Genomic DNA, 20120 nt, shown 5'->3' with positions numbered 1-20120 from the left:
AACCTGGATACACCGGAGGTCGGCATGGATAAAGACAGGTCACACACGGCGGCCACCGTGGCCGCCATTCAGATGGTCAGCGGCGCAGACCTGCAGGCCAACCTGCAGGAGGCCGGGGATTTGCTGGCCGCATCGGCGAAGGCCGGCGCCCGGGTGGTGGTGTTGCCGGAAAACTTCGCGGTGCTGAGAACGGCGCAAATGGTGGCTCAGGGCCAAAGGGAGTGTGAGGGGGTGGGGGAGATTCGCGCCTTCCTGGCGCAGCAGGCCCGACGGTTGGGAGTGTGGATCGTTGGCGGCTCGCTGCCGCTGGCGAATCGAACCGACGGTTCGGGCATTGACGGTCGGGTACGGGCCAGTTGCCTGGTCTATGACGACCGCGGGCAGGAGGTCGCCCGCTATGACAAGATCCACCTGTTCGACGCCCGGGTGGACGATGCCCATGGCCAGTATCGGGAATCGGACACCTTCGAACCCGGTCAGGACCTGGTCACTGTGGACACCCCCGCCGGTGTACTGGGGCTGGCAATCTGTTACGACCTGCGCTTCCCCGAGTTGTTCCGGGCATTGCGGGCGAAGGGTGCGGAATGGGTGGCCCTGCCCAGCGCCTTCACCTACCTGACCGGCGCGGCGCATTGGCATGCGCTGATCCGCGCCCGGGCCATCGAGAACCAGGTCTGGATGGTGGCGGCCGGTCAGGGAGGGCACAATAGCTCACGCCGGCGTACCTACGGTCATTCGATGATTGTCGACCCCTGGGGGGCGGTGGTGGCTGAACGGCAGAGTGACGGCCCGGGGTGGGTGAGTGGCGAGCTCACCCTCGAGCGGTTGGCGGAAGTACGCCAGCAGATGCCGGTGTGGGAGCATCGACGGTTGTAGCTTAAGGCTGCTCGCCCTCGTCGATGCACTCCCGCAGGTAGCGGAACAGTTTCTTGCTCTGCCCGGTGTTCTTTTCCTTCTGTGCGTCCCGGCGAGCGTTGCGGGCGAGGTTGCGCAGGTGCTGGATGTCGGCGCCGGGGCAATAGTCGATGAATTCGGCCAGCGCCCCGTCACCTTCGTTGATCAGGCGGTCGCGCCAGCGTTCCGCCAGGTGGTGGCGGCGGGTGTGCTCTTCGCTGCCGGCGTGGAAGGCCTCGATGGCCCGGCGAACGGCGTCGATGTCCTCTTCCTGGCGCATCACCTTGCCGATGTACTGCAGGTGCCGCCGCCGTGCTTCCTTCTGCCGGATGCGCCGGGATTCCTCGATCGCCCGGTGCAGGGTGTCGCTGATGGGGAGGGTGTTGAGCTGGTCGGTGCTGAGCGCGAGCATCTGCTTGCCCAGGTCCTGCAGTGCCAGCATCTCCCGCTTGAGCTGGGACTTGCTTTTCCCCCACTCCAGTTCGGAGTCGTCCTGATGTTCGTCGAATTCAGACATAGTGGTTATCTTCAGAGAGGGTGGAGATCGTCGGGTCAGGCGTACACAAGGGTTGCCAGCCCCAGAAAGGACATGAATCCTACCACATCGGTGACCGTGGTGAGTATCACGCCGCCGGCCAGGGCCGGGTCAATGTTGCGGGCTTTGAGGAACAAGGGGAGTAGGGTGCCGACAATGGCGGCGGCCAGCAGGTTGATGACCATGGCGGCGGCAATGATGGCGCCGATCATCGGATCCCGGAACCAGACGGTGGCCGCGGTGGCGACCACCACCGCCCAGAGCAGGCCGTTGAGGGCCCCCACCAGGAACTCCCGGTTTAGCAGCCAGCGGACGTTGGCGCCGCTGATCTGACCCACCGCCATGCCACGGATCACCAGGGTGAGGGTCTGGCTGCCGGCAATCCCGCCCATGCTGGCAACAATCGGCATCAGCACGGCCAACGCCACGACTTTCTCGATGGTGCCCTCGAACAGGCCGATCACTGCCGCGGCGATAAACGCGGTAATCAGGTTGATGCCAAGCCAAACCGCGCGCCGGCGGGAGGTCTTCATCACCGGGGCAAAGGTGTCCTCTTCTTCGTCCAGACCGGCCATGCTCATCAGGGAGTGATCAGCGTCGTCCCGGATAACGTCCACCACGTCATCGATGGTGATTCGGCCCAGCAGGTTGCCGTCTTCATCCACCACCGGGGCGGATATCAGGTCGTAGCGTTCAAACAGGGTGGCCACCTGGGTATCGGACAGGGTCACCGGGATCGGCTCGATGTCGGTGTCCATCACTTCCCGCACGGTGGTGGCGGGGTTGGTGACCAGCATCTTGGTGATCGGCAGCATACCGATAAACTGGTCCTTCCGGCTGACCACAATCAGGCTGTCGGTCATCGGTGGCAGTGAGCGGTGGCGGCGCAGGTAACGCAGTACCACGTCGATGCTGATGTCCGGGCGCACGGTGATGGTGTCCGTGTTCATCAGGCCGCCGGCGGTGTCCTCCGGGTAAGCGAGGACTTCCTCGACCCGCTGACGGTCCTGCTCGTCCATGGTGTCCAGGACTTCCTGGATCACGGTATCCGGCAGTTGCTGCAGCAGGTCGGCCAGGTCGTCGGACTCGAAGTCCTCGACGATATCGGCGAGCTCCTGGGCGTTCAGCTGGCTAAGGAAGTAACCACGGATATCGTCACTGAGGTACTGGAGGACTTCCCCTTCCAGGCTCTTGTCGACCAGGTTCCACAACAGCGCCCGCTGGCGGGGCGGGGAGGACTCCAGCAGGTGGGCAATGTCGCTGGGGCTCAGGCCGCCATTGAGGATACGTGCCACCTGTTTCAGGGCACCACTGTCCAGGGCCTCTCCGAGGGAGCGGAGGCGCTGGCGAGCCTGGCTTTGTTCCAGAATATCCGTCATCGGTCACCCAAACAGGCTGAGGGTTACGTCGTCTTTCCCGGTTCCCGTCGGCACCCCGTTGGGTTGGCGGAAACTCAAGTATTATAGCGGACTTACATTGCGGTAGTGAGAAAGAGTTATAAGTGAATGCCGCGAGCGGCTCACTCCCCCTCACCAAAATAGTTGTTGATCAGTTCGAGGAGTCTGTCCAGCGCCTGTTCTTCGTCCGGTCCGTCCACAATCAGCTCGACCTTGGTGCCCTGGCTGGCGGCCAGCATCATCACCGGCATGATGGCTTTGGCGTCCACTTCCCGGTCATCCTTGACGATCTGGATGGTACTTTCAAATTCCGACGCGGTGGCGACGAGCTTGGCCGCCGCACGGGCATGCAGACCAAGCTTGTTGATGATGGTGACGGGCTTGCGAATCATAGGGGGGTCAGGACTCGACGGGTTTCAGGTGGGGCAGTTCCGTATGGCGAACCTGGACATTGTTGTAACGCTGGGAGAAAAACTCGCCAAGTTTTTCGCAGACATACACGGAGCGGTGCTGGCCGCCGGTGCAGCCGATGGAAATAGTCATGTAGCTCCGGTTGCTCTCGCTGAACGAGGGCAGCCAGCTCTCCAGAAACCGGGTCAGGTCGTCCACCATTTTCAGGGTTAACGGCTCATTTTCCAGAAAATCGATGACCGGTTGGTCGACCCCGGTGTACTTGCGCAGGCTGGTATCCCAGTAGGGATTGGGCAGGCAGCGCACGTCAAAGACGTAGTCCGAATCCACCGGGACGCCGTGCTTGAAGCCGAAGGACTGGATCAGCAGCGCCAGTTCCTGCTCGCGTCGGCCGATCACCCGCTGCTTGACCATGTCCCGGAGCTCATAGATGGACAGCTCGGTGGTGTCGATAAACAGGTCCGCCAGCCGGGCAATGGGTTCCAGCAGGTGCTTTTCGCTGTCGATGGCCTCTTTGAGGGAGGTGCGATCGTCGCTCAGCGGATGCTTGCGCCGGGTCGCGTGGAACCGCTGCAGCAGCGACTGGTCGGTGGCATCCAGGTAGATGGTCTCGACGGTGGCGCCGGTTTGGCAGAGGTGATGGTGGATCTCTTCGAAGTTGGCAATCTCATCGGAGAGGTTGCGGGCGTCGATACTGACCGCAATCTTCTTGAGCCGGGCCGTGCTTGCCTGGGACGTGGCTTCCCGAGTCAGCGGGAACAGCAGGCCGATGGGCAGGTTGTCGATGCAGTAGTAACCCAGGTCTTCCAGAACATGCAGCGCGGTACTCTTACCGGATCCGGAACGACCACTCACAATGATCAGTTTCATAACCCCTTACCCCTGAAAAGACGTTCGCTACTGACTGGCTCCGATCATGCGTTTATACAGGGTATCGCTATCCGTGCACTGGCGTAGCTGGTCACAGAAGTTGTGATCGTTGAACTTCTCGGCCAACTGGCTGAGCAGCTCCAGGTGTTCGCTGGTGGCCTCTTTCGGGACGATCAGGGTGAACAGGAGGTCCACCGGCTGATTGTCGATTGCATCGAAGGCCACCCCTTCCTCCAGGGTTACCAATACGCCAATGACCTGCTCGCATCCCTCCAGGCGACAGTGGGGGATTGCAATGCCCTGACCAATGCCCGTGCTGCCCAGCCGCTCGCGGGACACCAGGTTGTTGAAAATCTGGCTGTCACTAAGTTCTGGATATCGCCGCTGAATTTCCTCGGAGATATATTCCAGAATACGCTTTTTGCTGCTTCCTGGCACGCGGCACAGTGTGAGCTCCGGTGTCAGGATGGTGTCTATGGTGAGTGTAGTGTCCGTCATGAATCGACAGTTTATCCGTTAAAAAAAGGCTGCGGTACGTGGCACGTACCGCAGCGCGATCAGTCGTAATGGCGCCCCCGAGAGCCAGAGGTAAAGCGGAATGAATCAGGGGCCCATCATCATTAGCAGGCAAGGCTACCGTTTAGCGCGCGCCGTTTCCATGCTTGCGATCGATATTTTTTTCCTTGTGTTTCAGGATCTGTCGATCCAACTTGTCCACCAGCGCGTCAATGGCCGCGTACATGTCCTCGTTTTCAGCCTTTGCGTGAATCTCACCGCCAATCACATGCATCGTGGCTTCCGCCATCTGGCGCACCTTCTCGACTTCCAGAGTCACCTGACAATTACTGATGTGGTCAAAGTGGCGTTCAAGCTTTTCGAATTTGCCAGATACATACTCTTTGAGAGGAGGAGTCAGTTCGACATGATGACCTGAAATGTTGAGTTGCATAGGCGTCTCCTATTGTCAGCTTGCCAGCAATACCCATCACTGGCGGGGCTGCGGCCGCCGCGGCGGCCGCGTGTTATCCCTTTACACCAGAGCCCAACCAGCGGGAACTCCGTGACGCTCTGGTCTACACTAATCGTTTTCGTTCGTTGGACGGCGGAATCTGCATGGCCTCGCGGTACTTGGCGACGGTCCTGCGGGCAACCTTGATACCCTGTTCTCCTAGCATGGCGGCAATCTTGCTGTCGCTCAACGGTTTTTTCGGCGTTTCTGCGGCAATCAGCTTCTTGATCATGGCGCGAATCGCGGTGGACGAGCACTCGCCGCCTTCGTCGGTGCTGACGTGACTTGAGAAGAAGTACTTCAGCTCGAAGATGCCCCGGGGCGTATGCATGAACTTTTGCGTGGTGACCCGGGAGATGGTCGACTCATGCATTTCCACAGCCTGGGCAATATCCGACAGGATGAGGGGCTTCATGGCCTCTTCGCCGTGATCGAGGAAGCCCTGTTGATGCTCAACGATGCGGGTAGCCACCTTCAGCAGCGTCTCGTTGCGGCTCTGAAGGCTCTTGATGAACCATTTGGCTTCTTGCAACTGATCCCTCAAATACGTGTTGTCTGCACTGCTGTCTGCGCGCCTTATAAGAGAAGCATAGCTTGCATTGACGCGAATGCGCGGTGCAATTTCAGGATTCAGTTCAACACGCCAGCGTCCGTTGTGTTTACGGACGATCACGTCGGGGATGACGTAGTCGGGCTCGGCCTGATCGATACTGCTGCCGGGACGCGGGTTGAGCTGGGTGATCAACGCCAGTACTTCCTTGAGCTGGTCTTCCTTGAGGCGGCTACGGCGCAGCAGTTGGGCGTAGTCCCGGTTTCCCAGCAAGTTGATGTAGTGGGTGATCACCAGGCGGGCCTGGGGCAGCCAGGGGGTGTCCGTGGGCAGCTGGTTGAGCTGGATCAGCAGGCATTCCTGCAGGTTGCGGGCGAACACGCCGGGCGGATCGAAATGTTGCAGCCGTCGCAGCACCGCTTCCACTTCGTCCAGCTCGACCGGGTCGTCGTCGGTTTCGTCCATCAGGCCGGAATGGATGTCCGCCAGCTCAGAGCTGAGGTAGCCCTGGTCGTTCACGGCGTCCAGCAGTGAGTGGGCAATGGCCTGGTCGCGCTCAGTCATGGGCGTCAGGTTGAGCTGCCACTCCAGGTGGTCGTGCAGGGTTTCCGTTGGCGAGTTGCGCGTTTCGAAATCGGTGTCGTTGTCGTCGTCTGCCCGGGATGCCGGCGCAGGGGAGGGCTGGTAGATATCGTCCCAGGCGGTGTCTACCGGCAGGTCGTCGGGAATGCTCTCGGAGGCGTTGTTGTCCGCCTGCCATTCGTCGGACGGTTCTTCGTCCCAGTTGCTGTCGGCGTCCGTTGCAGTGGCGCTGTCGTCGTCCTGGTCCTCCCGGGAGTCGTTGTTGTCGCTGGATTCTTCGGCCTCCTGGCGATCATCGTCTTCCTGGGTTTCCAGCATCGGGTTGGAATCCAGTGCCTGCTGAATCTCCTGTTGCAGGTCCAGGGTGGACAGCTGAAGCAGTCGAATCGCCTGTTGCAACTGGGGCGTCATGGTCAGACTTTGACCCAGTTTCAGCTGAAGAGAGGCTTTCATTACCATGATTTAACTTCCGTCACCTACTCGCTCCCAGTGCCTGTCTGGCCTCGTCGTGACTCACGGTTGTTGCGAAAAAAGTCTTGTGTGTTGGCTACTTGCCGCGACAAGCAAGTTTTCTGCCGAGTGTACTTGCTTGTGACTGGCAAAACAATCTGACAAGTGTATGACAATCCTCCGCAAGCTCATGGTAAAAATCAATGGGATTACAGTCTGAATTCGTTGCCCAGGTACACTTCCTTGACCTGCTGGTTGGCCAGAATGTCCTCCGAGTGGCCCGAGGCGATGATGTGGCCACCGCTGACGATATAGGCATTCTCGCAGATATCCAGGGTTTCGCGAACATTGTGGTCGGTGATCAGGACACCGATGCCCTTGTCCCGCAGATGGCGAATGATCTGCTTGATGTCGCTCACCGAGATCGGGTCCACCCCGGCGAAGGGTTCGTCCAGCAGGATGAACGCGGGCTCCATGGCCAGGGCGCGGGCAATCTCGACCCGTCGGCGTTCACCACCCGACAGCGCCATGCCCAGGCTGTCGCGGATGTGGGTGATGTGGAACTCTTCCAGCAATTCCTGCAGCTTGGCCTCGCGCTCACTGCGCTTGAGCCCCTTGCGGGTCTCCAGGATGGCCATGATGTTGTCGCGAACGGTGAGCTTGCGAAACACCGAGGCCTCCTGGGGCAGGTAGCCGATTCCCTTGCGGGCACGGCCATGCATGGGCAGGGGGGTGATGTCCTGCTCATCGATGGTGATGCGGCCATTGTCCGCCGGCACCAGGCCAACGATCATGTAGAAGCAGGTGGTCTTGCCTGCGCCGTTGGGTCCCAGCAGGCCGACAATCTCGCCACTGCGAATTTCCAGTGACACGTCCAGGACGACCTTCTTGTGTTTGTAGCTTTTTGCCAGGTTGCTGGCTCTGAGTACTGCCATGGGATGCCTTGCCTAGTTACGGGGTTCTGTCAGCGGGCGATTGCGGGGCTGGATCACCATTTCCACCCGGCCCTGGCCGTTGTTGCCGTCGGCGGACCCCTCTGCGGTCACCACCCGATTCTCGGTATCGTAGTGAATCCGCTCGCCCCGGAACAGGTTGCCACCCTGTTCAATGACCGCTTCCCGCTCCAGGGTCAGGCGATGATCCGGCGCCGAATAGGTGATGATGTGGGCGCGGGCATCGGTGGCTTCGCCGAGCGTGTTGGAGGGCTGGAAGTAATGGGCCGGTTGGCCGGTGGCTTCGATCCGGTTAAGGCCGCTCTCGCCCCGGTAGAGCACCACCCGGTCGGCGGTCAGTTGGGTGTTGAGCTGGGTAACCACCACATCGCCGGTGTAGGTGGCGATGCCCTGGCTGTCGTCCAGGCGCGCGCTGTCGGCGTTGACGGTGATGGGGGCGTCGGAGTCGAGGTCGAACGCCGACACCGGCGGCGCCAGCAGGGCGCACGCGGTCAGCGTGGCCAGGATGACGGAGCGTCCGGCTCGGTTACCGGGCTTGGGGTTGCGCAGGCTCATATTGTCCTTCTACCTGTGATTTGAATTCCACGATGCGGTCGTCGATCCAGGCGGTCATGCCGGTGGCCCGGGTGGTGTTGCGGCCATCGGTCATGGTGACCCGGTCGTCGGTGTGAACGGTTCGCTGCCGGTTGTCCAGGACCAGGCTGTCGGTTTCCAGGGTGGCGTCCCGGCCATCGGCAATGGGGCGGGTCACCAGGACCTCGCCCGACAGGCGTATCCGGTCGGCGTTCTCGCGGAAGGTGCCACGTTTGGCGGTCAAGTGCCAGGCCGCGCCGGATTTCCTGTCGATCAGGGTGGCGTTGGGCTCGTTCATGATGGCCGTGTGGTCGGCATCAAACTGCTCGATACGGGGGCTGCTGATCATGGTAGTGAGATGGCCCTGTTCGTTGAACGCCCGGTAATGGCCGTTAATCACGAAGCCGTCCGGCTCGGAGGGCCCGCGCAGGGACTCGGCGTCCGGCGCGGGGATGCGCTCGTCCGATTGCCACAGCAGCGCCACCAGAACCAGTACGCTGACCAGGAGCGCCAGCGTTCGGACCCAGGGCCGGGACAGGGCATCGGCCAGGGTCATTCGCCGGGCTCCAGTTCAAAGGCGGTCAGTGCCGCGTACAGTTGCCCCTGGGCCTGCAGTATCAGTTCGCAGGCTTCCCGCACGGCGCCGCTGCCACCCGGGGCCCGGGTGCAGTAGTCTACCCGCTGGCGCACGTACCAGTGGCCATTGGGCACGGTGAGCCCGAGTCCGGCGTACTGGATGGCGGACAGGTCCGGCAGGTCGTCGCCCATGTAGGCAATGGCCTCCGCATCGATGTGCAGGTTGCCGCTCAGTTCCTGCAGGGCGATGTGCTTGTCCTCCCGGCCCTGCATCAGGTGGCGGATCCCCAGGTCGGTCATGCGTTTCTCGGTCAGGGGCGAGCTTCGCCCGGTGATCACCGCCACCTCTACGCCGGTCTGCATCAGCATCTTGATGCCCAGGCCGTCGAGGATGTTGAAGGCCTTCAGTTCGTCGCCCCTGGCGCTGAACAGCAGGGTGCCGGCGGTCATTACGCCGTCCACGTCGAGGGCCAGCAGTTTGATGCCGGCGGCCTTGGTCAGGGCTTCCCGGGGCCAGCTGGGTGCGTTAGCCGTGGTCATCAGATCACCCCCGCGCGCAGCAGATCGTGCATGTTGATGGCGCCGGTCAGGCGGCCGGCCCGGTCAATAACGGGCAGGGCATTGATCTTCAGCTCTTCCATGATATTGAGGGCCTCCGCGGCCAGCTGGTCTTCGTGGATGGTCTTGCCATTGCGGGTCATCACGTCACAGATCGGCGTGCTGTGGATATCGATCGGACGGTCCAGGGTCCGGCGCAGGTCGCCATCGGTGAAGATGCCCGTCAGGTTGTCCTGCTCGTCCACCACCGTGGTCATTCCCAGTCCCTTCAGGGAAATCTCAAGCAAGGCGCCGCTCAGCGGCGTGCCCTCGGCCACCTTGGGAATGCGGTCGCCGCCGTGCATGATGTCGGAGACCCGCAACAGCAGGCGTCGGCCCAGGCTCCCGCCGGGGTGGGAAAAGGCAAAGTCCTCGGCGCTGAAGCCCCGGTGTTCCAGCAGGGCCACCGCCAGGGCGTCCCCCATCACCAGGGTGGCGGTGGTGCTCGAGGTCGGTGCCAGTCCCAGGGGGCAGGCTTCCTTGGCCACGCTGACGTCCAGGTTGGCCTCGGCCTCCCGTGCCAGCACGGATTCGGCGTTGCCGGTCATGGAGATCAGGGGCGCCCCCATGCGCTTGATCAGGGGTAAAATGGTAAGCACTTCGCTGGTGCTGCCGGAATTGGAGATGGCCAGGACCACATCCTGTCCGGTGATCATGCCGAGGTCGCCGTGGCTTGCCTCGCCGGGATGGACGTAGAAGGAAGGGGTTCCGGTGCTGGCCAGGGTGGCAGCAATTTTCTTGCCGATGTGGCCGGATTTGCCCATGCCGGTGACTACCACGCGGCCCTTGCAGGCCATGATCACTTCGCAGGCGTGAACAAACTGTTCATCGATGCGCTGGGTGAGGGCATCGATGGCATCCCGTTCGATGGCGATCGCCTGGAGTGCGGAGTCTTTGTACTGTTTGCTCATAGTTGAACTGTTTACTCTTGGTTGCTGCCGAATCCGGAGACTGTCCCTTCGCTGTTCAGAGGCGGAGTATACCACTTTCCTGTAAAACGGCCTTGGTCCTGTCGGCAGGCTTACCGTTTGGATAATTTCCGGTGTGTTGATTGAGCTTGGCGGCCAGTTCGAATACTGTACTGCTCCAAACGGCCTCCGATGCCAGCCAGTACCGGGATGGCGAGGGAGGGTCACCAAGCCGATGCCAGCACAGAGCAGGTCCATGGATTCTGACCCCTACATCAGTCTCGAGCACATCACCTTCTCCCGTAACGGGCGGCGTATTTTCGACGATGTCTCCCTGGCCATTCCGCGGGGTCGTATCACCGCCATCATGGGGCCCAGTGGCACCGGCAAGACCACGCTCCTCAGGCTGGTCGGCGGCCAGTTGCGGCCGGAGCATGGCCGCATCACGGTGGCCGGGCAGGACGTGCCGAACCTTGGGCGCAAGGCGCTTTACCGCTTGCGGGAGAAGATGGGCATGCTGTTCCAGAGCGGCGCCCTGTTCACCGATCTCAGTGTCTACGAGAACGTGGCTTTCCCGTTGCGGGTGCACACCCGGCTACCCGAGGACATGATCCGCGATATCGTCCTGATGAAGCTCCACGCGGTCGGCCTGCGTGGTGCCCGGGACCTGATGCCGGCAGAATTGTCGGGCGGGATGACCCGGCGCGTGGCGTTGGCTCGCAGTATCGCCCTGGACCCGGAGCTGATCATGTACGACGAGCCTTTTGCCGGCCAGGATCCCATTGCCATGGGGGTGTTGGTCAAGCTGATCCGGGATCTGAACAGTACCATGGGCCTGACCAGTGTGCTGGTGTCTCACGACGTGCCGGAGTCCCTCAGCATCTGCCACTTCGCCTGCATCATTGCCGATGGCCGCGTGATTGGCCAGGGCACGCCCGAGGCGCTGCGCAATCATCCCTCCGAGCGGGTGCAGCAGTTCCTCCAGGGGCAGCCGGACGGCCCGGTGCCGTTCCATTATCCCGCGCCGGATGCCGCAGCAGACTGGTTGGTTGCCGGGGGTGGCAATGATTGAGCGCATTCGTGGGCTAGGCGCGCAGGGCGTCGATCTGATGCGAACCCTGGGGCGTTCCGGCCTGTTTCTGTTTGGGGCGTTGGGGGGAGTGCCTCGCCCGGCGGTGGGGCTGCCCCTGCTGATTCGCCAGCTCTACGTGGTAGGGGTGTTGTCGCTGGCGATCATCGTTGTCTCCGGGCTGTTCATTGGCATGGTGTTGGGGCTGCAGGGCTATACCATCCTCAGCGATTACGGTAGTGAGGACGCCATCGGTCAGATGATCGCGCTGACCCTGGTGCGGGAACTGGGGCCGGTGGTGACCGCGTTGCTGTTTGCCGGCCGGGCCGGCTCTGCGTTGACGGCGGAAATCGGTCTGATGAAGGCCACCGAGCAGTTGTCCAGTATGGAAATGATGGGGGTGGATCCCCTGCGCCGGGTGGTAGCGCCCCGGTTGTGGGCCGGCTTTATCGCCATGCCCCTGCTGGCGGTGATTTTCTCGTCCGTGGGTATCTGGGGCGGGATGCTGGTGGGTGTAGACTGGCTGGGAGTGTTCGAGGGCGCGTTCTGGAGCAACATGCAGCAATCGGTTAATTTCGTGGACGACGTGCTCAATGGGCTGATCAAGAGCCTGGTGTTTGGCTTCTTCTGTACCTGGATTGCGGTGTTCCAGGGCTACGACTGTGTGCCCACGTCCGCCGGGATCAGTTCGGCCACCACCAAGACCGTGGTCTATTCATCGTTGGCGGTGTTGGGGTTGGATTTTGTCCTCACCGCGGTCATGTTCGGGAGTTTTTGAGGGAGCATCATGGTTCAGCGAACAACGGAATTCGTCGTGGGTTTGTTTATGGTGGCCGGGTTTGCGGCGCTGGTGTTCCTCGCGCTGCAGGTCAGCGGCCTGACGCCCGGCGGGGCCACCGATACCTATACCGTCTACGCCCGCTTCAACGACGCCGGTGGTCTGGCCGCGCGTGGCCGGGTGTCCATGGCCGGGGTGACCGTCGGGCGCATCCGGGAGATCACGCTGGACCGGGAAACCTTTCAGGCCCGTGTGGCCATGGATATCGACGCCAGCGTCGACAATATACCCACTGACAGTTCCGCGATAATACGTACATCCGGACTGCTGGGGGAACAGTACATTGATATCTCGGTGGGGGCGGATGAAACCGCCATGCAGGAGGGGGATGCCTTCTACTCCACGCAGTCGGCGCTGAATCTGGAGCGCATGATCAGTAATTTTGCCTCCGGGCGTTAAGGGCCGGGGTGCTGCGGTTTGATGGGGTCCGAAGCTGGATCTTCTGATTTGGAAACAAGGGGAATGGAAATGGTGTTTTTCAGGAAATGGTTCTCGGTCATCTCGGCGCTCATGCTGGCGTTTGCGCTGTCGGCGCCGGCCAGCGCCAGTGAAGAATTGCGGGAGTATGTCGACGAGAATACCCAGAAGCTGGTGCAACGGCTGAACAGCGAGCGTGGCCTCTACGAGGCGGATCCCGAGGCGTTCTACCGGGGTATGGAAGAGGCGCTGTCGGACTTTGTCGATTTCCGCCGGATTGCCGCCCGGGTCATGGGCCGGTACGCCCGTCAGGCCACGCCGGACCAGCGGGATGAGTTTGTCGCCAAGTTCAAGCGCAGCCTGTTCGAAAGTTACGCCCAGGCTCTGGTTGAGACCGAGGAGTTCAGCATCGAGGTCAAGGATGCGGTCATCAATGCCAACAACGATTCCCGTGCGGCGGTGCAGTTGGAAGTGATTTCCTCCTCTGGCAACCGTTATCCGGTCACCTATTCCATGTACCTGAAAGAAGGTCAGAACTGGATGATGGAAAATGTGATCGTCGAAGGGGTTAACATCGGTCTGGCGTTCCGTGACCGCTTCAGCCAGGAAATGGAGGCAAATCGAGGTGACATCCAGGCGGTGATTGACGGCTGGAGCGATGCCGTGAAGGACGTCAATATCGAGGGTGAGGCAGGCGAGTCGTGAGCGAGCGGCCCGGCAGCGCCTCCTCCGGGGTTGAGCCCGTGCTCTCCCTTCGTGAGAGTGTGTTGAGTGTTTCCGGGCGCCTGGGGCCGGAAGCCGTGCTGGCCCTGCGTAGCGACGGGGAGCGCAAGATCGCTTCCGGCAGCGGACCGTTGCAAATCGATCTGTCGGGCGTGGTCGGAGCCCACAGTGCCACACTCTCCCTGCTGTTGTGCTGGTCCCGCCATGCGGACGAGTGCCAGCGCCCGCTGTCGTTTACCGGTGCCAACGAGCAGCTCATGGCGTTGGCGGCCCTGGGCGGAGTTCAGCCGCATCTTTTCGCGCGCAGTTAGGCGGTACCCGCCAATTCACTCCGTCCCCGGGTCTGTCTTGCGGCCAAGGCTGACCCGCACTCCAATATTGGTTACAATTCCGCTCCTGAATGACTTACACCCTGAGGACTGTTGTTATGGAAGCCCACGAAGTCGCCGAGCTGGTGAAGACGGCACTGCCGGACTGTGAAATCGAAGTGCAGAGCGAAGGCAATCACTACCTGGTGATCGCCGTGGGAGACCGGTTTGAAGGTCTGTCTCCGGTCAAGAAGCAACAGCTCATTTACGGTGCCCTGAATCAGCAGCTGGCCGATGGCACCATTCACGCCTTAACCATCAAAGCATTCACGCCGGCCCAATGGGCGGAGCGCCAGGGCTGAGGCTGGCCCGAACTGACAGGGAAAACAATTGTGGACAAACTTCTGATTCGTGGCCGCAAGCCGCTCGACGGCGAAATTCGCATTTCTGGCGCCAAGAACTCCGCATTGCCGATTTTGGCCGCCACGCTGCTGGCGGACGAGCCGGTGACGGTGGGCAACCTGCCGCACCTGAATGACATCACCACCATGATCGAGCTGCTCGGCCGCATGGGCGTGGAGCTGATGATCGACGAGAAGATGAGCGTTGAGGTGCACGCCAACACCATCAAGCACTTCCACGCCCCCTACGAGCTGGTCAAGACCATGCGTGCGTCGATCCTGGTGCTGGGCCCCCTGGTGGCCCACTTCGGCGAAGCGGAAGTGTCCCTGCCCGGTGGCTGTGCCATCGGCAGCCGGCCGGTTAACCTGCACATCCACGGCCTGCAACAGATGGGCGCCGATGTGAAAGTGGAGAATGGCTACATCAAGGCCAAGTCCAACGGCCGCCTCAAGGGCGCGCACATCTTCATGGATACCGTGACGGTGACCGGTACCGAGAACCTGCTGATGGCGGCGGCGCTGGCGGAGGGCAAGACCATCCTGGAGAACGCCGCCCGCGAGCCGGAAGTGGTGGATCTGGCCGAGTGCCTGATTGCCATGGGCGCCGACATCCGGGGCCATGGCACCGCCACCATCGAGATCCACGGCGTGGAGCGCCTGCACGGCTGTCACTACGACGTGCTCCCGGACCGGGTGGAGACCGGCACTTACCTGGTTGCGGCAGCCGCCACCGGCGGTCGGGTAAAACTCAAGGATACCCGGGAAGACCTGCTGGAAGCGGTGTTGCTCAAGCTGGAAGAGGCCGGGGCGCACATCGGTACCGGCAAGGACTGGATCGAGCTGGATATGAAAGGTAACCGTCCCCGGGCGGTCAGTCTGCGTACCGCGCCTTACCCAGCGTTTCCCACCGACATGCAGGCCCAGTTCGCGGCCATGAACACCGTGGCGGAAGGCACCGGTACCATCGTCGAAACGGTGTTCGAAAACCGCTTCATGCACCTGCAGGAACTGATCCGAATGGGCGCGGATGTGACCCTGGAAGGCAACGCTGCCATCATCAAGGGAGTGGACCAGCTCACCGGCGCTCCGGTGATGGCGACCGATTTGCGGGCGTCTGCCAGCCTGGTCATCGCCGGCCTGGTGGCCGACGGCGATACCGTCGTGGATCGCATCTACCACATCGACCGTGGTTACGAGTGCATCGAAGAGAAATTGCAGCTGCTCGGTGGCAGCATCCGCCGGCTGCCGGCGTGACCAATCAAGCGGAAAGGCTCATGACTGATACCATCACGATCGCACTGTCGAAGGGGCGAATCCTCAAGGAAACCCTGCCATTGCTGAAGGAGGCGGGGATCGAGCTGATCGACGATGTCGAGAAGTCGCGCAAGCTGGTGTTTCCCACCACCGATCCCGACGTACGGGTGCTGATCATCCGTGCCACGGACGTACCCACCTACGTGCAGTATGGCGGTGCCGACCTGGGGGTCACCGGTAAGGACGTGCTGATGGAGCACGGGGGCGAGGGACTGTACGAGCCCCTGGACCTGAACATTTCCCGTTGCCGGCTGATGACCGCCGGTCCCAAGGGGCAGACGCCTCCGCAGGGACGATTGCGGGTGGCCACCAAGTTCGTCAACCTGGCGCGCCGCTACTATTCCGCCCAGGGGCGCCAGGCCGACATCATCAAGCTGTACGGCGCCATGGAACTGGCCCCAATCCTCGGGCTGGCGGATGAGATCGTCGACATCGTCGATACCGGCAACACCCTCAAGGCCAATGGGCTGGAACCCCGGGAACTGATTGAGCACATCAGCACCCGCCTGGTGGCCAACCGAGCCTCCATGAAGATCAAGCACGCGAAGCTCCACCCCATCATCGAGAAGATGGGCGCTGCCGTGGCGCAGCGCCGTGTTGCCGCAACCGCTTAACTGAAAAACATTCATTCCTGTGTGCAGGACGATACCATGACCGAACTCGCCATTACCCGATTGTCAGCCCGCCAGGCGGATTTCGACGCCGCGCTTTCCCAGCTACTGGCCTGGGACGACAGTGTCGATCATCAGGTAAATGAGTCGGTTCGTCATATCCTGCATGAGGTGCGCACGCGGGGCGACGCCGCCGTCCTCGAGTTCACCGCCAGATTTGATCAGGTTGACGCCAGCTCGCTCGCAGAGCTGGAAATCTCCGGCGAACGCCTGCAGCAGGCGCTGGAAGCGATCCCCCAGGACCAGCGGCTGGCGCTGGAGCAGGCCGCACAGCGGGTGCGGGATTACCACGAGCGCCAAAAGCAGGACTCCTGGCAGTACCAGGAAGCCGATGGCACCGTGCTTGGCCAGAAGGTGACGCCGCTGGACCGTGCCGGTCTGTATGTGCCTGGCGGGAAGGCCGCGTACCCGTCGTCGGTACTGATGAACGCCATCCCCGCCAAGGTGGCCGGGGTCGGTGAGGTGATCATGGTGGTGCCGACGCCGGCCGGTGTGGTGAACGACATGGTGCTGGCCGCCGCGGCCATTGCCGGTGTCGATCGGGTGTTCACCATTGGCGGTGCCCAGGCGGTGGGTGCGCTGGCCTATGGCACGGACACGGTGCCCCAGGTGGACAAGATTGTCGGTCCGGGCAACATCTTCGTCGCTACCGCCAAGCGGGAAGTGTTCGGCACCGTGGGTATCGACATGATCGCCGGCCCCTCGGAAATCCTGGTGATCTGCGACGGCAAGACCGATCCGGACTGGATTGCCATGGACCTGTTCTCCCAGGCCGAACACGACGAGCAGGCCCAATCGATCCTGATCTGTCCCGACGCCGACTACCTGGACCGGGTGGAAGCCAGCATCCGCAAGCTGCTCCCCACCATGGAACGGGCGGACATCATCGCCACCTCCCTCGGCAGCCGGGCGGCGCTGATTGAGGTGGCTGACCTCTCCGAGGCGGCACGGGTAAGCAACCGCATCGCCCCCGAGCACCTGGAGCTGTCGGTGGAAGATCCCCAGGCGCTGGTGGCGGAGATCCGTCACGCCGGGGCCATCTTCATGGGGCGCTACACCGCCGAGGCTCTGGGCGATTACTGTGCCGGTCCCAATCACGTGCTGCCCACCTCGGGCACCGCGCGCTTCTCGTCGCCGCTGGGGGTGTATGACTTCCAGAAGCGGTCGTCCATCATCGGCTTCTCCGCGGCGGGGGCCAGCGACATGGGCAAGGTGGCGTCGGTATTGGCTCGCGGCGAAGGCCTGACGGCCCACGCCCGGTCCGCCGAATATCGCATCAAGCCGGACGGGGAGTAAGGTCATGAGCAAGTTCTGGAGCCCGCTGGTGGCAGGGCTGGTGCCCTATGTGCCGGGCGAGCAGCCAAAGGTTGAGAACCTGGTGAAACTCAACACCAATGAGAATCCCTTTCCGCCGTCTCCCCGGGCCGTGGCGGCCATGCAGGCGGCGGTGGGCGAGAGCCTGAGGCTCTATCCGGATCCGGAATCCGAGCTGCTCAAGCAGACTATCGCCGACTATTACCAGGTCCAGACCGATCAGGTCTTCGTGGGCAATGGCTCGGACGAGGTGCTGGCGCACATCTTCTATGGCCTGTTTCAGCACGGCGAGCCGGTGCTGTTCCCGGACATCAGTTACAGTTTCTATCCGGTGTACTGCGGCCTGTATAACATCGAGAGCCGCACCGTTCCGTTGACTGACGAGTTCCAGATCGACCCGGCGGATTACCGTGGCCCCAACGGTGGCATCATTTTCCCCAACCCGAATGCCCCCACCGGCCTCTATCTGCCGCTGGCGCAGGTGGAGGAGTTGGTGGCGGCCAATCCCGAGCGGGTGGTGGTGATCGACGAAGCCTACGTGGATTTCGGTGGCGAGACCGCCATCGCCCTGGTGGACCGTTTCCCCAATCTGCTGGTGACCCAGACCCTGTCCAAGTCCCGTTCGCTGGCCGGCATGCGGGTGGGCTTTGCCGTGGGGCACCCCGACCTGATTGAAGCCCTGCAGCGGGTGAAGAACAGCTTCAACTCCTACCCGCTGGACCGGGTGGCGCAGGCCGGTGCCGTGGCCGCCTTCGAGGACGAGGCCTATTTCCGGGAAACCTGCGACGCGGTGATGGCCGAGCGGGAGCGGGTGGCCGAGGGGCTTGCCGAGCTGGGCTTCGAAGTCCTGCCCTCCCGGGCCAACTTTGTCTTTGCCCGTCATCCCGGTCATGCCGGGGCGGATTTGGCCCAGGCTTTACGGGCCCGGAACGTGATCGTCCGCCATTTCAACAAGCCACGCATCAGCGAGTTCCTGCGCATCACCATCGGCGCGGTAGAGCAGAACGACGCTTTACTGAGTGCGTTGCGGGAGGTGTTGTAACGTCATGGCCGCCCGCAACGACATCATGCGAGCCCTGAACGACTGGCTCTCACTGGAGAACTTCCAGGATTACTGCCCCAATGGCCTGCAGGTGGAGGGCACTGCCGAGGTGAACCGCATCGTGACCGGTGTGACGGCTTCCCAGGCGCTGGTCGACGGGGCCATCGAGCAGGGTGCCGAAATGGTGCTGGTCCACCATGGCTACTTCTGGAAGGGGGAAGACCAGGCAATCCGGGGGATGAAGCGAGCGCGCCTGAAGGCGCTGCTGGCACATGACATCAACCTGGTGGCCTACCACCTGCCCCTGGATGACCACCCCGACTATGGCAACAACCGCCAGTTGGCGCGCGTACTGGACATCCAGAACCCGGTACCGCTCGACGGGCTGGTGTGGCAAGGTGAGCTGCCGCAGCCCATGACCGCCGACGAGTTTAGCGAGCATTTAGCAAGGCGGTTGAACCGGCCGCCCCTGCATGTTGGCAACGGGCCGGAGCGGATTTCCCGTATCGGCTGGTGCACTGGTGCGGCCCAGGGCTACATCACCAAGGCGCTGGCAGCCGGGTTGGATGCTTTTGTCAGTGGGGAGATTTCCGAGCCCACCACGCACACCGCCCGCGAGTGTGGTATCCATTACTTTGCCGCCGGCCACCACGCCACCGAGCGGTACGGAGTGCAGGCCTTGGGCGAGGCGTTGGCCAGGGCCTTTGGGATCGAGCACCGGTTTATCGACTGCGACAACCCGGTGTGATGCAGGCCACCACTAGGATGGGGTGAGCGATGTGGCGGATGCGACGGGTGAGTGTCATCGCATCCGACGCTCAGGACCGTCAGGCCTTCTCCTGGGATTTGGCCGACAGCCCGAAATCCTCCGCCAGGGTTCCCTTTTCCTCCGGGTCGCTCTTGGGGGCATAGTCCCGCGGCGGTTCCACACCGTCGTCCCGGGATTCTTCCAGGCGCGCCCGGGTCGCCTCGCGATCGAGTTCTTCCAGCCAGTCCTCGTCGTTGCACAGCCGGTTGGCGCCGCGGGCCATGTGTTGGTTGACGTCGCGGTACGCATCGTTGAAGCGGCGCAGCAGGTGGGCCGACTCCATGAAGTGCTCATTGACCTGGGCTTGGTAGCGGGTGTATTCGCTGCGCAATTCGTCAATCTGCTGTTCGGCCCGGCGCTGGCGCAGGGTGGAACCTTGCCCCGAGCGGCCGATGAAGACGCCTATCAAGAGGCCTGCAATGAGCGCGACAATGGCTGCCAGAATCAGGTTAGTCATATGCTGCATAGTCCTTTGTCATGAATACCAACGCCGGTGGTAATAGGCCTGGCTGTGCCAGACGCAGTTATTATTCTGTCGGCGAAACGCCTGTGACTGAGTATAACGCCGGATTGGGCTGTCGCCCATGGCGATTTGCTGAGCCAATCGTCGTATTGCCACTGCGCTGGCCCGGGGTACCGTAGCGAAAAAAGGCAAAATCAGGGACAATAGCCGGCCGATAAGCGCCAACATCCGAGTGTTCGAGGCCTTTCGCCGCCATCGAACGGCGGCCTGAATGGGGCCGATCCGGCCCACACCGGATGAACATTACCATCCGCACATACCTGCGGGTAGCCGCGCCACAACAAGATTAGCCAGCAGCGAACTCACAGTAATCACCAGAGCAAGGTTGAATCGCTCCGGGCCAATGTCGGCCAGAGCCGCACGCGATCTTTGTACGAGTCACCAATT

At 62.1% G+C, this 20120-nt stretch carries 25 protein-coding genes; 12 read left to right on the top strand and 13 right to left on the bottom strand.

What is annotated here, in order from left to right; all coding sequences use genetic code 11:
• The first annotated feature begins 24 nt into the window (after positions 1-24).
• Positions 25-876, top strand: coding sequence for a carbon-nitrogen hydrolase family protein (locus R3175_RS11790; RefSeq protein WP_318944477.1), 852 nt, complete (start codon positions 25-27; stop codon positions 874-876).
• Position 877: 1 nt separating this feature from the next.
• Here R3175_RS11790 and yjgA read toward each other — a convergent pair whose 3' ends face one another.
• The 12 genes from yjgA to R3175_RS11730 form a co-directional block, all read right to left on the bottom strand.
• Entirely contained in the window at positions 878-1411 is a 534-nt protein-coding gene (gene yjgA, locus R3175_RS11785; protein WP_318944476.1) for a ribosome biogenesis factor YjgA, read from the bottom strand.
• A 35-nt stretch (positions 1412-1446) separates the two neighbouring features.
• Entirely contained in the window at positions 1447-2808 is a 1362-nt protein-coding gene (gene mgtE / locus R3175_RS11780) for a magnesium transporter (protein ID WP_318944475.1), read from the bottom strand.
• Between the two features lie 140 nt (positions 2809-2948).
• Entirely contained in the window at positions 2949-3218 is a 270-nt protein-coding gene (locus R3175_RS11775; protein ID WP_318944474.1) for an HPr family phosphocarrier protein, read from the bottom strand.
• 7 nt (positions 3219-3225) lie between these two features.
• Positions 3226-4107, bottom strand: coding sequence for an RNase adapter RapZ (gene rapZ / locus R3175_RS11770; protein WP_318944473.1), 882 nt, complete (start codon positions 4105-4107; stop codon positions 3226-3228).
• Positions 4108-4134: 27 nt separating this feature from the next.
• The gene (ptsN, locus tag R3175_RS11765; RefSeq protein ID WP_318944472.1) at positions 4135-4605 is read right to left on the bottom strand and encodes a PTS IIA-like nitrogen regulatory protein PtsN; all 471 of its coding nucleotides are present in this window, start codon (positions 4603-4605) and stop codon (positions 4135-4137) included.
• A 142-nt stretch (positions 4606-4747) separates the two neighbouring features.
• Positions 4748-5056 carry a ribosome hibernation promoting factor gene (hpf, locus tag R3175_RS11760; RefSeq protein ID WP_318944471.1) on the bottom strand — a complete coding sequence of 103 codons (309 nt, stop codon included), beginning with the start codon at positions 5054-5056 and terminating at the stop codon, positions 4748-4750.
• A gap of 124 nt (positions 5057-5180) precedes the next feature.
• The gene (locus tag R3175_RS11755) at positions 5181-6701 is read right to left on the bottom strand and encodes an RNA polymerase factor sigma-54 (protein WP_318944513.1); all 1521 of its coding nucleotides are present in this window, start codon (positions 6699-6701) and stop codon (positions 5181-5183) included.
• Positions 6702-6907: 206 nt separating this feature from the next.
• Positions 6908-7633, bottom strand: a complete 726-nt coding sequence (gene lptB / locus R3175_RS11750; protein WP_318944470.1) for an LPS export ABC transporter ATP-binding protein — start codon at positions 7631-7633, stop codon at positions 6908-6910.
• Positions 7634-7645: 12 nt separating this feature from the next.
• Positions 7646-8206, bottom strand: coding sequence for a lipopolysaccharide transport periplasmic protein LptA (gene lptA, locus R3175_RS11745; protein ID WP_318944469.1), 561 nt, complete (start codon positions 8204-8206; stop codon positions 7646-7648).
• A complete protein-coding gene (gene lptC, locus R3175_RS11740) occupies positions 8178-8780 on the bottom strand; it encodes an LPS export ABC transporter periplasmic protein LptC (protein WP_318944468.1) in 603 nt (200 codons plus the stop codon). The genes lptA and lptC overlap by 29 nt, the downstream gene beginning before the upstream one ends.
• The gene (locus R3175_RS11735; RefSeq protein ID WP_318944467.1) at positions 8777-9340 is read right to left on the bottom strand and encodes a KdsC family phosphatase; all 564 of its coding nucleotides are present in this window, start codon (positions 9338-9340) and stop codon (positions 8777-8779) included. Before R3175_RS11735 ends, lptC begins: the two co-directional genes overlap by 4 nt.
• Positions 9340-10308: a KpsF/GutQ family sugar-phosphate isomerase gene (locus R3175_RS11730; protein ID WP_318944466.1), complete on the bottom strand. Its 969-nt coding sequence runs from the start codon at positions 10306-10308 to the stop codon at positions 9340-9342. The genes R3175_RS11735 and R3175_RS11730 overlap by 1 nt, the downstream gene beginning before the upstream one ends.
• Positions 10309-10561: 253 nt before the next feature.
• Here R3175_RS11730 and R3175_RS11725 point away from each other — a divergent pair, with 253 nt between their 5' ends.
• From R3175_RS11725 to R3175_RS11675, 11 genes are all read left to right on the top strand, one after another.
• A complete protein-coding gene (locus tag R3175_RS11725) occupies positions 10562-11377 on the top strand; it encodes an ABC transporter ATP-binding protein (protein WP_318944465.1) in 816 nt (271 codons plus the stop codon).
• Positions 11370-12152 (top strand): lipid asymmetry maintenance ABC transporter permease subunit MlaE, encoded by a 783-nt coding sequence (gene mlaE / locus R3175_RS11720; protein WP_413231767.1) that lies wholly within the window; start codon positions 11370-11372, stop codon positions 12150-12152. Before R3175_RS11725 ends, mlaE begins: the two co-directional genes overlap by 8 nt.
• Before the next feature lie 9 nt (positions 12153-12161).
• Positions 12162-12611 (top strand): outer membrane lipid asymmetry maintenance protein MlaD, encoded by a 450-nt coding sequence (gene mlaD / locus R3175_RS11715; protein WP_318944463.1) that lies wholly within the window; start codon positions 12162-12164, stop codon positions 12609-12611.
• 63 nt (positions 12612-12674) lie between these two features.
• Positions 12675-13334, top strand: a complete 660-nt coding sequence (locus tag R3175_RS11710; protein WP_413231766.1) for a phospholipid-binding protein MlaC — start codon at positions 12675-12677, stop codon at positions 13332-13334.
• Positions 13331-13663: a lipid asymmetry maintenance protein MlaB gene (locus R3175_RS11705; protein WP_318944462.1), complete on the top strand. Its 333-nt coding sequence runs from the start codon at positions 13331-13333 to the stop codon at positions 13661-13663. Before R3175_RS11710 ends, R3175_RS11705 begins: the two co-directional genes overlap by 4 nt.
• A 116-nt stretch (positions 13664-13779) precedes the next feature.
• Positions 13780-14022 carry a BolA family protein gene (locus tag R3175_RS11700; protein ID WP_318944461.1) on the top strand — a complete coding sequence of 81 codons (243 nt, stop codon included), beginning with the start codon at positions 13780-13782 and terminating at the stop codon, positions 14020-14022.
• A gap of 30 nt (positions 14023-14052) precedes the next feature.
• Positions 14053-15315: a UDP-N-acetylglucosamine 1-carboxyvinyltransferase gene (murA, locus tag R3175_RS11695; protein ID WP_318944460.1), complete on the top strand. Its 1263-nt coding sequence runs from the start codon at positions 14053-14055 to the stop codon at positions 15313-15315.
• A gap of 20 nt (positions 15316-15335) precedes the next feature.
• Positions 15336-15989 (top strand): ATP phosphoribosyltransferase, encoded by a 654-nt coding sequence (gene hisG, locus R3175_RS11690; protein ID WP_318944459.1) that lies wholly within the window; start codon positions 15336-15338, stop codon positions 15987-15989.
• Between the two features lie 36 nt (positions 15990-16025).
• Positions 16026-17342, top strand: a complete 1317-nt coding sequence (gene hisD / locus R3175_RS11685; protein ID WP_318944458.1) for a histidinol dehydrogenase — start codon at positions 16026-16028, stop codon at positions 17340-17342.
• A gap of 4 nt (positions 17343-17346) precedes the next feature.
• Entirely contained in the window at positions 17347-18402 is a 1056-nt protein-coding gene (hisC, locus tag R3175_RS11680; protein WP_318944457.1) for a histidinol-phosphate transaminase, read from the top strand.
• A 4-nt stretch (positions 18403-18406) separates the two neighbouring features.
• Positions 18407-19150: a Nif3-like dinuclear metal center hexameric protein gene (locus tag R3175_RS11675; RefSeq protein WP_318944456.1), complete on the top strand. Its 744-nt coding sequence runs from the start codon at positions 18407-18409 to the stop codon at positions 19148-19150.
• Positions 19151-19229: 79 nt separating this feature from the next.
• On the opposite strand, the gene R3175_RS11670 is transcribed toward R3175_RS11675, so the two are convergent.
• The gene (locus tag R3175_RS11670) at positions 19230-19667 is read right to left on the bottom strand and encodes a YhcB family protein (protein ID WP_318944455.1); all 438 of its coding nucleotides are present in this window, start codon (positions 19665-19667) and stop codon (positions 19230-19232) included.
• Between the last annotated feature and the right edge of the window lie 453 nt (positions 19668-20120).

The sequence above is a fragment of the Marinobacter sp. genome (genome assembly GCF_033722735.1).
Taxonomy (GTDB): Bacteria; Pseudomonadota; Gammaproteobacteria; order Pseudomonadales; family Oleiphilaceae; genus Marinobacter.
Note: the sequence above shows the minus strand (reverse complement) of the source record. Positions and strands in the feature narration are given on the sequence as shown.

Coding starts and splice junctions, on each gene's coding strand:
- lptB (WP_318944470.1), bottom strand. CDS start 7,633: ATGGCAGTACTCAGAGCCAGCAACCTGGCAAAAAGCTACAAACACAAG.
- R3175_RS11775 (WP_318944474.1), bottom strand. CDS start 3,218: ATGATTCGCAAGCCCGTCACCATCATCAACAAGCTTGGTCTGCATGCC.
- R3175_RS11675 (WP_318944456.1), top strand. CDS start 18,407: ATGGCCGCCCGCAACGACATCATGCGAGCCCTGAACGACTGGCTCTCA.
- R3175_RS11700 (WP_318944461.1), top strand. CDS start 13,780: ATGGAAGCCCACGAAGTCGCCGAGCTGGTGAAGACGGCACTGCCGGAC.
- hisD (WP_318944458.1), top strand. CDS start 16,026: ATGACCGAACTCGCCATTACCCGATTGTCAGCCCGCCAGGCGGATTTC.
- hpf (WP_318944471.1), bottom strand. CDS start 5,056: ATGCAACTCAACATTTCAGGTCATCATGTCGAACTGACTCCTCCTCTC.
- R3175_RS11725 (WP_318944465.1), top strand. CDS start 10,562: ATGGATTCTGACCCCTACATCAGTCTCGAGCACATCACCTTCTCCCGT.
- hisC (WP_318944457.1), top strand. CDS start 17,347: ATGAGCAAGTTCTGGAGCCCGCTGGTGGCAGGGCTGGTGCCCTATGTG.
- R3175_RS11710 (WP_413231766.1), top strand. CDS start 12,675: ATGGAAATGGTGTTTTTCAGGAAATGGTTCTCGGTCATCTCGGCGCTC.
- R3175_RS11755 (WP_318944513.1), bottom strand. CDS start 6,701: ATGAAAGCCTCTCTTCAGCTGAAACTGGGTCAAAGTCTGACCATGACG.
- lptA (WP_318944469.1), bottom strand. CDS start 8,206: ATGAGCCTGCGCAACCCCAAGCCCGGTAACCGAGCCGGACGCTCCGTC.
- R3175_RS11670 (WP_318944455.1), bottom strand. CDS start 19,667: ATGACTAACCTGATTCTGGCAGCCATTGTCGCGCTCATTGCAGGCCTC.
- mlaD (WP_318944463.1), top strand. CDS start 12,162: ATGGTTCAGCGAACAACGGAATTCGTCGTGGGTTTGTTTATGGTGGCC.
- R3175_RS11790 (WP_318944477.1), top strand. CDS start 25: ATGGATAAAGACAGGTCACACACGGCGGCCACCGTGGCCGCCATTCAG.
- yjgA (WP_318944476.1), bottom strand. CDS start 1,411: ATGTCTGAATTCGACGAACATCAGGACGACTCCGAACTGGAGTGGGGG.
- lptC (WP_318944468.1), bottom strand. CDS start 8,780: ATGACCCTGGCCGATGCCCTGTCCCGGCCCTGGGTCCGAACGCTGGCG.
- ptsN (WP_318944472.1), bottom strand. CDS start 4,605: ATGACGGACACTACACTCACCATAGACACCATCCTGACACCGGAGCTC.
- rapZ (WP_318944473.1), bottom strand. CDS start 4,107: ATGAAACTGATCATTGTGAGTGGTCGTTCCGGATCCGGTAAGAGTACC.
- mgtE (WP_318944475.1), bottom strand. CDS start 2,808: ATGACGGATATTCTGGAACAAAGCCAGGCTCGCCAGCGCCTCCGCTCC.
- R3175_RS11730 (WP_318944466.1), bottom strand. CDS start 10,308: ATGAGCAAACAGTACAAAGACTCCGCACTCCAGGCGATCGCCATCGAA.
- hisG (WP_318944459.1), top strand. CDS start 15,336: ATGACTGATACCATCACGATCGCACTGTCGAAGGGGCGAATCCTCAAG.
- R3175_RS11735 (WP_318944467.1), bottom strand. CDS start 9,340: ATGACCACGGCTAACGCACCCAGCTGGCCCCGGGAAGCCCTGACCAAG.
- mlaE (WP_413231767.1), top strand. CDS start 11,370: ATGATTGAGCGCATTCGTGGGCTAGGCGCGCAGGGCGTCGATCTGATG.